This is a genomic window from Shinella curvata, assembly GCF_022899935.1.
GTDB classification, from domain to species: domain Bacteria; phylum Pseudomonadota; class Alphaproteobacteria; order Rhizobiales; family Rhizobiaceae; genus Shinella; species Shinella curvata.
In genome coordinates, this window is record NZ_JALJCJ010000004.1 from 176780 (window position 1) to 190972 (window position 14193).

Annotated in this window: 14 protein-coding genes; 4 read left to right on the plus strand and 10 right to left on the minus strand. The window is 63.2% G+C overall.

From position 1 onward, the window contains the following. The first annotated feature begins 146 nt into the window (after window positions 1-146). Complete coding sequence (locus tag MUU55_RS15825; protein WP_244761718.1) at window positions 147-1895, plus strand: peptidoglycan D,D-transpeptidase FtsI family protein; 1749 nt, start codon at window positions 147-149, stop codon at window positions 1893-1895. 148 nt (window positions 1896-2043) lie between these two features. Beyond that, window positions 2044-2991, plus strand: coding sequence for a GGDEF domain-containing protein (locus MUU55_RS15830; protein WP_244762155.1), 948 nt, complete (start codon window positions 2044-2046; stop codon window positions 2989-2991). On the opposite strand, the gene MUU55_RS15835 is transcribed toward MUU55_RS15830, so the two are convergent. The 7 genes from MUU55_RS15835 to MUU55_RS15865 form a co-directional block, all read right to left on the minus strand. Then, window positions 2992-3318: a cupin domain-containing protein gene (locus tag MUU55_RS15835; protein WP_244761719.1), complete on the minus strand. Its 327-nt coding sequence runs from the start codon at window positions 3316-3318 to the stop codon at window positions 2992-2994. Window positions 3319-3326: 8 nt separating this feature from the next. Then, a complete protein-coding gene (gene kduD, locus MUU55_RS15840) occupies window positions 3327-4082 on the minus strand; it encodes a 2-dehydro-3-deoxy-D-gluconate 5-dehydrogenase KduD (RefSeq protein WP_244761720.1) in 756 nt (251 codons plus the stop codon). After that, window positions 4079-4921 carry a 5-dehydro-4-deoxy-D-glucuronate isomerase gene (gene kduI / locus MUU55_RS15845; RefSeq protein WP_244761721.1) on the minus strand — a complete coding sequence of 281 codons (843 nt, stop codon included), beginning with the start codon at window positions 4919-4921 and terminating at the stop codon, window positions 4079-4081. The genes kduD and kduI overlap by 4 nt, the downstream gene beginning before the upstream one ends. A 24-nt stretch (window positions 4922-4945) precedes the next feature. Beyond that, window positions 4946-5677: an ATP-binding cassette domain-containing protein gene (locus MUU55_RS15850; protein ID WP_117370010.1), complete on the minus strand. Its 732-nt coding sequence runs from the start codon at window positions 5675-5677 to the stop codon at window positions 4946-4948. Then, a complete protein-coding gene (locus MUU55_RS15855) occupies window positions 5677-6696 on the minus strand; it encodes an ABC transporter permease (RefSeq protein WP_244761722.1) in 1020 nt (339 codons plus the stop codon). Before MUU55_RS15855 ends, MUU55_RS15850 begins: the two co-directional genes overlap by 1 nt. Window positions 6697-6768: 72 nt before the next feature. Continuing rightward, window positions 6769-7719, minus strand: coding sequence for a sugar ABC transporter substrate-binding protein (locus MUU55_RS15860; RefSeq protein WP_244761723.1), 951 nt, complete (start codon window positions 7717-7719; stop codon window positions 6769-6771). Between the two features lie 124 nt (window positions 7720-7843). Continuing rightward, window positions 7844-9358, minus strand: a complete 1515-nt coding sequence (locus MUU55_RS15865) for an aldehyde dehydrogenase family protein (RefSeq protein ID WP_244761724.1) — start codon at window positions 9356-9358, stop codon at window positions 7844-7846. A gap of 124 nt (window positions 9359-9482) precedes the next feature. On the opposite strand from MUU55_RS15865, the gene MUU55_RS15870 reads away from it, so the two are divergent. After that, the gene (locus MUU55_RS15870) at window positions 9483-10184 is read left to right on the plus strand and encodes a GntR family transcriptional regulator (protein ID WP_244761725.1); all 702 of its coding nucleotides are present in this window, start codon (window positions 9483-9485) and stop codon (window positions 10182-10184) included. A 70-nt stretch (window positions 10185-10254) separates the two neighbouring features. Here the strand turns inward: MUU55_RS15870 and MUU55_RS15875 are convergent, their stop codons facing one another. The 3 genes from MUU55_RS15875 to MUU55_RS15885 form a co-directional block, all read right to left on the minus strand. Then, complete coding sequence (locus MUU55_RS15875; protein ID WP_244761726.1) at window positions 10255-10866, minus strand: TerC family protein; 612 nt, start codon at window positions 10864-10866, stop codon at window positions 10255-10257. A 169-nt stretch (window positions 10867-11035) separates the two neighbouring features. Beyond that, the gene (locus tag MUU55_RS15880) at window positions 11036-11713 is read right to left on the minus strand and encodes an aspartate/glutamate racemase family protein (protein ID WP_244761727.1); all 678 of its coding nucleotides are present in this window, start codon (window positions 11711-11713) and stop codon (window positions 11036-11038) included. A 5-nt stretch (window positions 11714-11718) separates the two neighbouring features. Next, window positions 11719-13179 (minus strand): MFS transporter, encoded by a 1461-nt coding sequence (locus MUU55_RS15885; protein WP_244761728.1) that lies wholly within the window; start codon window positions 13177-13179, stop codon window positions 11719-11721. A 153-nt stretch (window positions 13180-13332) separates the two neighbouring features. Between MUU55_RS15885 and MUU55_RS15890 the strand changes: the two genes are divergently transcribed. Further along, window positions 13333-14184, plus strand: a complete 852-nt coding sequence (locus MUU55_RS15890) for a MurR/RpiR family transcriptional regulator (protein WP_244761729.1) — start codon at window positions 13333-13335, stop codon at window positions 14182-14184. Window positions 14185-14193 lie beyond the last annotated feature (9 nt).

The following is a 14193-nucleotide window of genomic DNA, read 5'->3' on the forward strand; positions in this document are numbered from 1 at the left end:
TTAAATGTATATTAATGTAAGTTTAATGATCTGCCGCCGTTCACGGACATTTTCCTTGGTTTTCCGCCATTCTTGCCCGCAGGCTTGCTTCTGCCGGATGACGTGACACGCCGTTCGGCGGGTTTGCGTTCTCGTGCAGGTGGGAAATGATCGCTTTCATCATGCGGCTGAAAAGCCGCGCGCATTTCGTCGTCGCACCGCAACAGGGCACGCATCTTCTCGGCACCAATGCCCGCCGCCGCAAGCAGGCGCGCCAGCGTCTCGCCATCATGATCGGCCTGTTCACGGTCGCCTATGGCATTCTCGGCGCGCGGCTCATCCAATATGGCATTTCGGAGCCCATTCAGTCCGCCTCGATCGGCGCAGGCCATGCCGTCGCCTCGCGCCCCAATATCATCGACCGCAACGGCCTGCTGCTCGCGACCGATCTCAACATGGTCTCGCTCTATGCGGAGCCCCGACGGATCATCGATGCCGACGAGGTGGTGGAAAAGCTTGCCATGGTCGTGCCAAACCTCGACTGGAGCGAGACGCACAGGAAGCTGCGCTCGCAGAGCGCCTTCCAATGGCTGCGGCGGCAGCTGACGCCCAAGCAGCAGGCCGACATCCTGGCGCTCGGCCTGCCCGGCATCGGCTTCCGGCCGGAAAAGCGGCGCATCTATCCGGGCGGCGCCACCGCATCCCACGTCGTCGGCCATGTCAATGTCGACAACCAGGGCCTCGCCGGCATGGAGCGCTATCTCGACAGCCAGGGCTTGGCGGACCTTCGCGCGGCGGGCCTCACCAACGATACGCGGCTCGAGCCGGTGAAGCTCTCCATCGATCTGCGCGTCCAGAACATCGTGCGCGAGGTCGCCGCGAAGGCGATGGTCGATTACAAGGCGGAAGCGGCGGGCGCCGTCATCATCGATGTCGAGACCGGCGAAGTGCTCGCCATGGCCTCGGTTCCTGACTACGATCCGAACGAGCCCTCACGACGGCTCGCCGATGGCAGCATCGACAAGGAATACGAGAAGGGCTGGTTCAACCGGATCAGCAACGCGACCTTCGAGATGGGGTCGACCTTCAAGAGCTTCACACTCGCGATGGGTCTGGACGAGGGCAAGATCAATCTCAATTCGGTCGTCGATGCCTCTCGGCCCATCCGCATGGGCGGCTTCACCATCCGCGACTTCAAGGGCAAGAACCGCCCGCTCTCCATCCCCGAAGTGTTTCAGTATTCCTCCAATATCGGCACTGCCGCCGTGGCCGATATGGTCGGCATCGAAGGCCACCAGCAGTTCCTGACCCGGCTCGGCCTGCTCTCGAAAATGGAAACGGAAATGCCCGGCGTCGCGACGCCCACCCAGCCGCGCACCTGGAAGAAGATCAATTCCGTGACGATCTCCTTCGGCCATGGCGTGGCGACGACGCCCTTGCAGACGGCAGTCGCCGCTGCCGCCCTGATGAACGGCGGCTATCTCGTGCCGCCGACCTTCCTGCCGCGCTCAAAGGAGGAGGCGCAGGCGCTCGCCACGCGCGTCATCAAGGACAAGACGAGCGCCGACATGCGCACGCTCTATGACTGGAATGGCATCAAGGGATCCGGCCGCCACGCGCAGGTCGAGGGTTTCCATGTCGGCGGCAAGACCGGCACGGCCGACAAAGTGATCAACGGCCGCTATGCGCGTGACATCAATTTCAACGCCTTCGTTGCGGCCTTCCCGATGGACAAGCCGCGCTATGTCGTGCTGTCGATCATCGACGCGCCCCGGACCGGCGAAAACGGCGGTCGCACCGCCGCTTCCACCGCGGCGCCGATGATCAAGGCGATCATCCGCCGCGTCGCCCCGCTGCTCGGCGTGCAGCCGCGCTTCGGCGATCCGGGGGCGGACATGCAACTGGTCGACTATTGAGGGGGCAAAGGCCGCCGGCCTGTTCCGTTCTGGCGCAATCCGCGCCCGAAACGGCAGCGTCGGGGGAATGTCATCTAAGACTTTGTTTATCCGGCAGCTCTAGATTTCCGGCGAGAATCATCCTGAGGACATGACGCCCTTGGCCGCTATGCAAATGATGCTGCAACTGGCGCAGCTGATGGAACACGCCGGCACTCTCATTGCGGTCTTCGATCCGGAGGATCGCCTGCGATTTGCCAACCGGGCGTTTCGCGCCGCATGGTTCATTGAGGATGACGAAGAGCCCCTCTGGTCCGATCTGATGCGCCGCAACTATCATGCCCGGCGCGGCACTATCGTCGAGACTGCAAACTTCGAGACCTGGCTGCACACCACACAGGCGCGGCGCGGCAAAAGCGGTTTTCGCGCCTTCGAGACCGATCTTCACGATGGCCGATGGCTCTGGATGGCCGAGACGATGCAGCCCAACGGCTGGATGCTGTGTGTGGCAAGCGACATCAGCTCCATCAGGCCGGACGAGCGGTCGCTGCGACAGGATCGCGACATCGCGATCAAGGCATCGCAGACCGACGAGCTGACCGGGCTTCCCAGCCGCCGCTACGTCATGGGCAAGCTCGGCGAACTCGTCTGCTCGGCCGGCGGCGGCGAACAGGATGTCGGCTGCCTGGCCGTACTCGACATCGACAATTTCAAATATATCAACGACCGGTTCGGCCATGGTATTGGCGATGCCGTGCTCAGGGACTTCGGCGTGACGCTTCAGCGCCATGTGCGCAAGACGGATATTCTCGGCCGTGTCGGCGGCGAGGAATTCCTGCTCATCCTGCCGAACACCACGATGGAGGACGCCGAGGCGATCGTCCAGCGCATGCTGGTCGCGGTGCGCCATTCCCGACCGGTGCCGGAGCAGGCAAGCTTCCGCTACACCTTCTCGGCCGGGCTCGCCTGGGTCACGCGCGGCGACGATCCCGGCGCCGTCTATCGCCGGGCCGATCTCGCGCTCTATGCCGCGAAGATGCGCGGCCGCGACCAGATCAGCATCGAGATTCAGCCTGACCGACGCCTTGGTTCGACCATCGCGGCAACTTCTGAATGATCAGAGAAAATCCTCACGGCATGGTGTGAATGTATCGATCAGCAGGCCGGGCATCAGCGCGACCACGCCGTGCACGAGGTCAGGCGCGACGATGAAGCTGCTGCCAGCGGCAAGCCGCGTGGTGACACCATCCACCGTGACGTCGAAAGCCCCTTCCGCCACATAGCTCACCTGCGTGTGCGGATGGGAATGCAGCGCGCCGATAGCACCTTCCTCGAACCGGAAGGCGACGAGCATGAGTTCCGGCCGGTGGCTCAGCACCGCGCGGCGGTTTCCGGGGGCGACTTCGGTCCAGACGGTATCTTCAGGGAGTGTATAGGGCTGCATGGGTCCTCTCATCGGGCAAGCCAGCCGCCGTCGACGGGCAGGATGGTGCCATGTACGTAGTCGGATGCCGGGCTCGCAAGAAAGATCGCGGCGCCAGCCATATCTTCCGGCCGTGCCCAACGGCCGGCGGGAATGCGCTTCAGGATATCGGCATTGCGCTCGGCATCGGCCCGAAGCGCCGTCGTGTTGTTGGTCTCGACATAGCCGGGTGCGATGGCATTCACATTGATGCCGCGCGCCGCCCATTCGTTTGCCAGAAGCTTGGTGATGCCGGCAAGGCCGCTCTTCGCCGCCGTATAGGAAGGCACGCGGATGCCGCCCTGGAAGGAGAGCATCGAGGCAATGTTGATGATCTTCGCCGGTCGGCCCGCCGCAATCGCTGCCCTCGCAAAGGCCTGGCAGAGGAAGAAGACGGACTTGAGATTGGTGTCGAGCACCGCATCCCAGTCCTCTTCCGTGAAATCGAGCGAATCCGCCCGGCGGATGATGCCGGCATTGTTGACGAGGATATCCGGCGTCGCGCCGACCGCCATGGCCTCGGATAGGACGGTGGCAGCACTGCCCGATTGAGAGAGATCCGCTGTCACGCTCACGAACCGCTGACCGGCCGCCTTGACTTCCGCCTCGGTCTCCGTCATGGCGGAGCGGCCGACGCCGACGATATCGGCACCCGACTGCGCCAATCCCACGGCGATGGCCTGGCCGATGCCGGTATTGGCACCGGTGACGATCGCCCAGCGGCCGGAAAGATCGAAGGCGGTCATCGCAAGGATTCCATCGGCACCTTGTCCATGTCGGTGAAGCTCATATTGTCACCAGCCATGGCCCAGATGAAGGCATAGCGGCCCGTGCCGGCACCCGAATGGATCGACCACCCGGGCGACAAGACCGCTTCATGGTTCTTCAGCACGACATGGCGCGTCTCGCTTGGCTCACCCATGAAATGGAAGACCCGCGTTGCCTCCTGCATGCCGAAATAGAGATAGACCTCCATACGCCGGTCGTGCACATGCGCCGGCATGGTGTTCCAGACAGAGCCGGGTTCGAACATGGTGAGGCCGACGAGAAGCTGGCAGCTCTCGCAGACATCGGGATGCACATACTGGTTGATGGTGCGGTGGTTGGATTCCTCCGCCGAACCCAGATGCACCTTCTTTGCCATATCGCGAGTGATGTGCACCGTCGGGCACTTTCGGTGCGCAGGTGCACTCAGGACATAGAACAGCCCCGGCTCGGCGGAATCATTACTGGCAAAGCCGATCGCGCCTTCGCCCATGCCGATATAAACGCCCTCCTGAAAGCCGAGCGCATAGTCCTTGCCGCCGACGCTGACCGTCCCGGCACCGCCGATATTGATGATGGCGGCCTCGCGGCGCTCCAGAAACTGGTCCGTGCCGGTTTCAGCGACACGGTCGATCTCCAGCCTTCCGCCGGTCGGCACGACGCCACCGACGATCATGCGGTCGAGATGGCTGTAGGTGAGATTGACCTCCCCCGGCTGGAACAGCGTCTCGATGACGAAGCCGTCGCGAAGGCCCTGCGTGTTGCGCCTTGCGGCGTCTTCAGGTCCAACGACCTGGCGTACGGATACGGAAAGTGTCACGGCATATGCCTTTCAAAATTGGGATCAGGTGAGCACGACATAGTCGGTGAGCTGGTTGATCGTCGTGTCGGCCTTGGCGACATCGAAGACCTTGGTGCCGTGGCTCATGATCACGAAGCGGTCGCAGACCTGGTAGGCGTGGTAGATGTTGTGCGTCACCAGCACGCTGGAGACGTTCTCCGCCTTCAGCTTCAGCACCTGGTTCAACAGGGCCTCCGTCTCGCGCACGGAGAGCGCCGAGGTCGGCTCGTCGAGCAGCAGCACGCGCTTCTTGAAATAGACGGCACGCGCAATGGCCACGGCCTGTTTCTGGCCACCGGAGAGATTGCCGACCAGCGTATCCGGGCTGTCGATGCCCGAGATATGCACGGCGTTCTGCAGCACCTCCATGGCGATCTCGCGCATCTCCGCTTGCCGCAGGAAGCCGAAACGATCCGTCAGCTCGCGCCCCATGAAGATGTTGCGGGTGATCGAGAGACTGTCGACCAGGGCGGTGTGCTGGTAGATCGTCTCGATGCCGGCATCGGCGGAATCCGAGCGGCAGGTGAAAAGCGTCTTCCGGCCATCGACGCTGAGGTAACCGTCCGTCGGCTTGTGGATGCCGGAGATCAGGTTGACCGTCGTCGACTTGCCGGCGCCGTTGTCGCCGAGCAGACCGACCACTTCGCCTTCACCGATGTGGAAGCTCAGATTGCGCAGCGCGGTCAGGGCGCCAAAGCTTTTGGAAATGTTGTGCAGTTCGAGAAGATTGGACATCACGCAACACCCCGCCGCTCGATGAGATGGTTGAAGATGGCGGCCAGCACGATCAGCGTCGCGATGAACATGTCGAGATAGAATCCGGGCGCGCGCAGGAGCAGCAGCACGTCGGTGATGGTGTGGATGAGCAGCACGCCGAGGAAAATGCCGATGATCGAGCCACGGCCGCCGCGCAGCGACAGGCCGCCGATGACGCAGGCGGCGATCGCCTGGAGCTCGAGGCCGGCACCCTGGCCGGGCTGGACGCTGCCGACGCGGGCGGTGGCAAGAATGCCTGCTACCGCCGCCATGCCGCCGGCAATGGCGAAGGCGATGAGCTTGACGCGATTGGTGTTGATGCCGATCGCCTCCGCCGCGCCACGATTGCCGCCCGTCGCGAAGACGTGGTTGCCGAAGCGGTGGCGGTGCAGCAGGAAATGGAAGCCGACGACGAAGAGCACGATCCAGATAAAGGCAGCGTTGATGCCCAAAAACGTGCCGGAGAACAGGCTGGTGAAGACCGGCTCGGGATCGAAACGCACCTGCACGGCGCCATTGTAGAGCAGCACGGCGCCGCGCCAGAACAACAGGCCGCCGAGCGTCACGATGAAGGACGGCAGGCCGAAGCGGATCGTGATCTGGCCATTGAGCAGACCGATCAGGACGCCGGCCAGAATGCCCAGAGGGGCGGCGACGAAGGCACTGACGCCTGCACCGACAAGGCTTGCCATCAGCACGGCGGTGAAGGTGTAGACGGAGCCGATGGAAAGGTCGAATTCGCCTGCGATCATCAGCACGCCGGCGCCGAGCGCCAGGCAGCCGAGCACCGGAACGGCCTTCATCAGGATCGTCAGGTTCTGCGGCGAGAGATAGCGGAACTCATTGGGATAGAGCAATGCGCCGGCGATGCAGACGATCTGCAAAGCCATGAAGACGAGGAAGATCGCTCCGGCGGGCATGCCCATGATCTGCTTGAGGATGGATTGTCTTTGCGTGCGCGAACGGGGCGCGGCGCTGTCGGCAAGGATAGGTGTCACGGTCTGGCACTCGATCTTTTTTCGGGGGAAGGAACCTGCCGGGGCATGCCGGCAGGTTCCCGCGCATTCCGGTTAGCGGTAGCTGCCGATCAGCGGCTTGACCGAGCTGATGCGCGACTTGTCGAGGAACGCGCCCTGTCCGGTGTCGACATCCGTCGGGGTCAGGCCGTACTTCTTGGCAAGCGCGATCTGGGCGATCGGATAGTAGCCCTGGAGGTAGGGCTGCTGGTCCATGGTGGCGAACATCGCCCCCGATTCCACCGCATTGACGATCTCGACGGCAAGATCGAAGCCGCCGAAGGGGATATTGACGCCGGCATCCTTGATGGCGCCTGCACCGACGGTCGAGGTGACCGAACCCGTGCCGAACAGCGCTTTGACGTTCGGATTGGCGATCAGGAACTGCGCGATGATGTTCTGCGCTTCGGCCGGGTCGAGGCCGGCTCGCACCGTCTCCACCTTGATGCCGGCATCCGTCATCGCCTTCTCGATGCCGCCGCCACGGGCAACCGCGAAGCTCGCTTCCGGAATTTCGCGCGGGTTGAAGACGACGTCGCCGGACTTCAGTCCGAATTCCTTGATCATGCGTTCGCCGAGTTCAACGCCAGAGGCGAACTCGTTCATGCCGACATAGGCCTGGCGGCAATTGCCCTTGGCGCCGTCGAGGTCGTCATTGTTGAAGCCGATGACGATGATGCCGGCCTTGGTGGCGGCGCAGATGCTCTCGTCGAAGGCATCCGACGACGAGATCGCGACCGCGATGCCGTCGACGCCGCTCGCCGTCGCGCTTTCGATCAGGTCGTTCTGGCGCACCGGATCGTTGTTGGCATATTGCACGTCGAGATCGACGCCGAACTGGGCGGCGGCGTCTTGCGCACCCTTCACCACGGGATTAAAGAACTGGACACTCGGATCGAGGTAGATGATCATCGTAGCCTTGACGTCTGCGGCAAGCGCCGTAGATGCCATCATGGTGGCAAGCCCCGCGGCCATTGCCGCGGCTTTTAACCTGGTCATTTTCATTTGCGTATCCTCCCTTTGGATGTGCAATGCGGGTCCAAAAGACCCAAGTCTCGGCTGGCGGGCTCCGACCAAAGATTTCGCCAGCCGAGGTTTCCTCCTCATGACCGCCCTTATGGGCAGCCTGTTACCCAAACCAGGGCGCGGGGCGCCCGAACGTGACGTGCACGCCCTTGAACTGGGAATACTCATCGAAGCCGTAGCGGCCGAGTTCACGGCCAAGGCCGCTCTTCTTGTAGCCACCGATCGGAAGTTCCGGCGTGCCGTCGATCACGCTGTTGATCCAGCAGCGGCCGGCGCGGATGCGGCGGATGCTCTGCAGCGCGTTTTCGAGATTGGTGGACCAGACGGAGGCCGACAGGCCGAATTCCGTGGCATTGGCCATCGCCACCGCCTCGTCCGCGCTCTTGAAGGTCAGCGTCGAAAGCACCGGCCCGAAAATCTCCTCGCGGGCAATCGACATATCGGGCGTGACGCCGGCAAAGACCGTCGGCGCGTAGTATAGACCGGTCTCCCTACCGACCCTTTCGCCACCAAGCAGAAGCTTCGCGCCGGAGGCGACGCCCGCCTCGACATAGGAGTGCACCTTGTCCGCATGCGCCTCGGAGATCATCGCGCCAATCTTTGTGCGCTCGTTTAGCGGATCGCCGAAGGTGACCTTGCGCGAGATATCGAGCAGGCGCTCCATCAGCGCATCGCGGATGCTTTCCTCGACCAGCAAACGGCTGCCGGAAATGCAGCACTGGCCGGCATTGTGGTAGACGCCATAGGCAATACCGTCGGCGGCAGCTTCGAGGTCCGCGTCGGCAAAGACGATCTGCGGGCCCTTGCCGCCAAGCTCCAGCCCAACGCGCTTGACGCTGCGCGCCGCGATCTCGCCGAGCTTGGTGCCGACACGCACCGAACCGGTGAAGGCAACCATGTCGATACCGGGATCTTCCGCCAGCACCTGGCCAGCCGGATCGCCATAGCCGGTGACAACGTTGAACACGCCATCGGGAATGCCGGCCTCGCGCGCCAGTTCCGCCATGCGGATCGAGGTGCCCGACGTGAATTCCGAGGGCTTCAGCACCACCGTGCAGCCGGCGCCGATCGCCCACGGCACGCGCTCGGAGGCGATAATGAAGGGGAAGTTCCACGGCGTGATGATGCCGACGACGCCGACCGGTTCGCGCAGCACGAGGCCAAGGCGGTCGTCACCGATATTGTTGTGGCTCTGGCCCTCCAGCGCGCGCGCCTGGCCAGCGGCATAGGACCAGAGGTCGGCGCAGAAGCCGATTTCGCCCCGCGCCTGGGCGATCGGCTTGCCGACCTCCAGGCTTTCGGCCAGCGCCAGCTCTTCCTGATGCACAAGGATAAGGTCCGCCACCTTGAACATCAGACGCGAGCGCTCGGCACCGGACATGCGCGGCCACGGGCCGGTATCGAAGGCACGACGCGCGGCGGCAATCGCCAGGCGTACGTCATCCGCCGAGGCTTCCGGCCAGGTGCCGACAACCGCACCGGCATGGCCGGGGCTGACCCGATCGATCGTCCGGCCGGATGCCGCATCGACGGACTTGCCATCGACAAGCATCTGATAGCGGGCTTTAATATTCAGCCGCGGGTCACGGGAATCGGGTGCAATGAAATTGGACAGCAATATCGTCTTCCGGCCGGCAATAGTGCGCCAGCCCCTCCCTGTTGATCCGGTTTTCAGGCCACCGGATTTCTGTTGCACATGAATTGTATGGTACTGTATGGTGGCTCCAAATGGATGTCAACGCATGATGGCGGGAAAAGACGTGAACCTTGAATCCCTGAAGATCGACACGGGCGAAACCGCGGCAGCGCAGGTGGAGCGGGACCTGCGTGAATCCATCATCCGCCTGGAGCTCGCCCCCGGCATGCGGTTATCGGAACAGGAAATCGCCACCCGCATGGGCGTCTCACGCCAGCCGGTGCGCGAGGCGCTGATCGCGCTCGGCAAATCGAAGCTCGTCGATATCAGGCCCAATAGAGGCACCGTCGTGGTGCGCATCTCTGCACGGCAGATGATGGAAGCGCGTTTCGTGCGCGAGGCGATCGAGACCGCCGTCGCCCGCCGCGCCAGCGAGAGTTTTGACAGCTGGACGCGGCGTAAGATCGACACGATCCTCGCCCGCCAGAAAGCCGCCCGCGACGTCGATGACCACAACGCCTTCCGCCGCGAGGACGAGCAGTTTCACATCGCCATTGCCGAGGGGGCTGGCTGCGGCCTTGCCTGGAACGCCATCTCCGACATCAAGGCGCATATGGACCGGGTCTGCAATCTCCAACTCCGCCACCCCGATTCCATGAGCCGGCTGATCGCCGAACATGAGGCGATCATCGACGCCATCGATACGCGCAACGCCGACACTGCCGAAGCCGCCATGCGCAGCCATCTGAACGGCATCCTCACCGATCTGCCGCAGATCGAGGCGTCCAATCCGGATCTCTTCGAGTGACGGAACGCAAAAAGGCGCGCGATCTTCATCGCGCGCCGGAAAATGCGGGTTGGGCTGAAACGGAGAGCGTTCAGCCGGCGCCGACGTAGGGCATGACCTCGAGCACGCCGCGATAGATCATGTCGAGCGAGACATAGAGGATGATCGCGAGACCGACATAGGCAATCCAGCGGTGCTTGTTGAGCAGGTTGGCGATGAAGTTCGCCGCGATGCCCATCAGCGCGATGGAGAGCGCCAGGCCGATGACCAGCACGCTCGGATGTTCGCGGGCGGCACCGGCGACGGCGAGCACGTTATCGAGCGACATGGAGACGTCGGCGACGACGATCTGGGTGGCGGCCTGGAAGAAGGTCTTCTTCGGCGCGTCTTCGAGGCTTGCCTCTTCCGCGCTGCCATGGCCGCCGCGCAGCTCGCGCCACATCTTCCAGCACACCCAGAGCAGCAGCAGACCGCCGGCGAGCAGCAGGCCGATGATGGCGAGCAGATGCACCGCCACGGTTGCGAAGAGGATACGCAGCACGGTCGCCGCGATGATCCCGACGAGGATCGCCTTCTTACGCTGCGTCGGCTCAAGGCCGGCGGCGGCGAGGCCGATGACGACGGCATTGTCGCCGGCGAGAACCAGGTCGATTGCGATGACTTGCAGAAGCGCCGTCAGACCGGCCGCTGTCAGAATTTCCATGCGTCCCACCTTCCGAAATGCTCGGGCTCGAACGAACCGTCCCTTGTCCGCCTGATTCCGATCAGTACCCTTTCAGATTCGCGGTTTGCAAGACGAATTCACGTTTTCGTGAAAACGCAGATCGGCGGGCCGGAGCCCGCCGATGAGAAAGCCTGTCATCAAGCCCGCCTCAAATCGCCTGTGGCATCACTCCGTCCCGATCGATCAGACTGAAGACCCGGTCCACGGCGCAGGGGATCGGGCCAAGCACCGGCCGGCCGAAGCGCGTACGAAGCTGTTCGGCCGCCTGGCCAAGCGGGCCTCCGCCGATGATCACGGCCTCGGCGCCATCCCGTTCGATGCACTCCCGCACCGCGCCGGCGAGCGCCTCGGCCAAAAGTCCGGCCTCGGCGGCAAGGGCAAGCGGGTCCCCGGCGGTACACCGGACGCCCGTATAGAGATGATCGAGGCCGAGATCACGCGCCCGCTGGTCGATGGCGTCGACAAGATCCGGTGTCGAGGTGGCGACGGCAAAGCGGCGCCCCCCTTGCGAGGCCTCGATCATCGAGGCCTCACAGATACCCACGACCGGCACGTTCACCTTGCGGCGAAGCTCGGCCAGGCCGGGATCGCCGAAAGCGCTGACGATGATCCCCACGCAATCGCGATCGTGCGCCGTGCCGAGCTCGACCACCTGGGCGGCGGAAGCCACCAGCTGCTCGGGCGTTGTGATCATCGACGGGCTGCGGTCCGCCGTCACGGCGCGGACATCGAGCCTGCCGCCCGCCGCCTTCAGCGCAATAGCCTGCATCATGTCGCTGGTGGCAAGCGAACTGTTGGGATTGATCAACAGTATGTGCGGGGTCATTCCGGTTATGCTCCTGCCTTGAGAGGTTCGATCGCCGCAACGTTTTCACTCGTGCCCGCATTGTCCGCACGCTGGGTGATGTCCTCCATCGACATGCCGTAGGTTTCCGGCCCGAGGCGAATGCAGACCGCGAAAACGGCGTACATGGCAGCCGCCAGGCCGAACACGCCGCCCATGCCGTAGGTGTCGAACAGTGCGCCCGAGATGGTCGGCACGAAGGAGCCCGCAGCCGAGCCCGTCGCCAGGATGAAAGCCACCCCGAAGGCACGGATGCGGGTCGGGAACAGTTCCGGCGCATAGATCCAGATCGAGGTGTTCAGAAGAAGCACGAAGAACTGGAAGAGCGCGCCGAAGAACAGCACGAGATAGAGAGTCGTGCCGAACTGCAGGATGGAGAGTGCGGCAAGGCATGCGCAGATCGCACCGACCGTCAGCACCCGCTTTCGGGGGAAATAATAGCCGAACATGGAGGCCGCGATGGCGCCGAGAACGCTGCCCGACTGGATGATCATGCTGTAAAGTAGGCTGCCCTGCAGCGTGTAGCCCATCGAGATGAATATGACCGGCATCAGGGTGAGCACGGAAAGTTGTGCGCCGTAGCTCATCAGGATGGCGATGGATACCGGCACGATGCGCCCGAGGAAGGGTGCGCGGAAAAGTTCCTTCCAAGCGCCCTTGGCACGCGGCGCGTCCTGTTCGTTGTCCTTTGAGAGGTATTCGCGGACCACGAGGTTCTTCGGCCGGAGCGAACCGGATTCCAGCACCGAAAGCACCTGGTTCGCCTCGTCGATGCGCCCTTGTGAGGCCAGGAAACGCGGTGTTTCCGGCACGAAGCGGCGATAGAAGACGACGAGCAGGGCCGGCAGCGCGAGCGAGGCGAAAAGCCAGCGCCAGCTATCTTCACCGGGGAAAATGGTAAAGATCATCAGGCCGTAGACAGGGGCCAGGAAGTTGCCGAAACCGCCCGCGCCCACATTGACGAGGCCGGCGGCCGTTCCGCGGAATTTAGGCGAGCAGAATTCCGACAGCATGGTGACGGCCGTCGAGATTTCACCGCCGACGCCGAAGCCGACAATGGCGCGGGCGATGCACAGGAACATGAAATCCGGTGCAATTGCGCAGGCCGCCGAGCCGAGCGAAAACAGCAGGAGATTGAACGTCAGCATGACGCGGCGGCCGTAGCGGTCGCCGAGAATCCCCGACAGCAGGCGGCCTATGGCAGCGCTGCCGAAGGTGATGGTGTTCAAAAAGCCGATATCCGTTCCTGTCAGGCCCCAATGCTCCTTCAGGAGCGGGCCGGACACACCGATCGTATTCTGCTCGAACGCATCGAACAGGCACCCGATCAGCACCAGCGCGATGATCTGCTTATGCGCACGCGTAACCCCGATGCGGGTGAGCGCGCCCTCCAGTTGGCGGATTGCCGGCGATGATTTGCCGGACTGCACCATTCCTTCTGCTGCCATAGTCTCCTCCTCTTTGGCCTCAGTGTGAAAATCAATTTTCGTATGCTACATACATGAAATCATATTTTCAAGAAACTTTGATCGCAGTTTGGCGGGCACATCTTGCGAAGCGCGTTGGCTCGGTTACAACCTTGATTTCAATGGGAGGCAGGCGTGACCAAGACGGGTTCCACCGATCGTTCGTTTCTACACCGTGTGCGCGACGCGCTCGACGGCCTGCATCCGGCCGAGCGGCGGTTGGGCGATTTCGTTTGCGACTTTCCAGGCGAGCTTGCCAGCTACTCCGCCTCCGAACTCGCCAAGCTCGCGCAAGTATCGAACGCAACGGTGACGCGGTTCGTTCGAAGGCTCGGCTATGAGAGTTACGAGGAGGCGCGCCGCCATGCGCGCGACGAGCGGCAGACCGGTTCACGCCTGTTTCTCGCCGTCTCCAGCGATACCGCCGCGGCGCAATCCGTCGCCGCCCATGTCGCGCAGGGTATCAGCAATCTCGAAGGCACCTTCACGACGATTACCGACGCGCAGGTCGACGCCGTTGCCGATGCCATCTTCGATGCGCGCAAGACCTGGGTGATCGGTTTTCGAAGCAGTCATGCCTTTGCCGAGTATCTTCAGTGGCAGATGACCCAGGTGGTGGAGAACATCGTCGCCATCCCCGGCGCCGGTCAGACGCTCGGCGAACATCTCGCTAGCGTCACGGAAAAGGATGTCGCCATCGTCTTCGGCCTGCGCCGCCGCGTGGCACAGATGGACGCGATCCTGACATCGATCGAAAAAAGCGGCGCCAAACTTCTCTACATCACGGATGAGGGCGTGCCCCACCGCGCGACTGCGACCTGGCACTTTCGCTGTCAGACGCTGGCGCCCGGCCCGCTCTTCAACCACGTTTCGGTCATGGCCGTTTGCCACCTCATCACGACACGCGCCATCGAGCGCGCCGGCTCCGCAGGCCGCACGCGCCTCAGAGGCATCGAGCGCTTCGGCGATGCGCTGGAGGAACTGTAGCCATCCCCG

Bases quoted from the DNA above. Each gene is read 5' to 3' on its own strand.
- MUU55_RS15825 (WP_244761718.1), top strand. From the start codon at position 147: ATGATCGCTTTCATCATGCGGCTGAAAAGCCGCGCGCATTTCGTCGTC.
- MUU55_RS15830 (WP_244762155.1), top strand. From the start codon at position 2,044: ATGCAAATGATGCTGCAACTGGCGCAGCTGATGGAACACGCCGGCACT.
- MUU55_RS15835 (WP_244761719.1), bottom strand. From the start codon at position 3,318: ATGCAGCCCTATACACTCCCTGAAGATACCGTCTGGACCGAAGTCGCC.
- kduD (WP_244761720.1), bottom strand. From the start codon at position 4,082: ATGACCGCCTTCGATCTTTCCGGCCGCTGGGCGATCGTCACCGGTGCC.
- MUU55_RS15850 (WP_117370010.1), bottom strand. From the start codon at position 5,677: ATGTCCAATCTTCTCGAACTGCACAACATTTCCAAAAGCTTTGGCGCC.
- MUU55_RS15860 (WP_244761723.1), bottom strand. From the start codon at position 7,719: ATGAAAATGACCAGGTTAAAAGCCGCGGCAATGGCCGCGGGGCTTGCC.
- MUU55_RS15870 (WP_244761725.1), top strand. From the start codon at position 9,483: ATGATGGCGGGAAAAGACGTGAACCTTGAATCCCTGAAGATCGACACG.
- MUU55_RS15875 (WP_244761726.1), bottom strand. From the start codon at position 10,866: ATGGAAATTCTGACAGCGGCCGGTCTGACGGCGCTTCTGCAAGTCATC.
- MUU55_RS15880 (WP_244761727.1), bottom strand. From the start codon at position 11,713: ATGACCCCGCACATACTGTTGATCAATCCCAACAGTTCGCTTGCCACC.
- MUU55_RS15885 (WP_244761728.1), bottom strand. From the start codon at position 13,179: ATGGCAGCAGAAGGAATGGTGCAGTCCGGCAAATCATCGCCGGCAATC.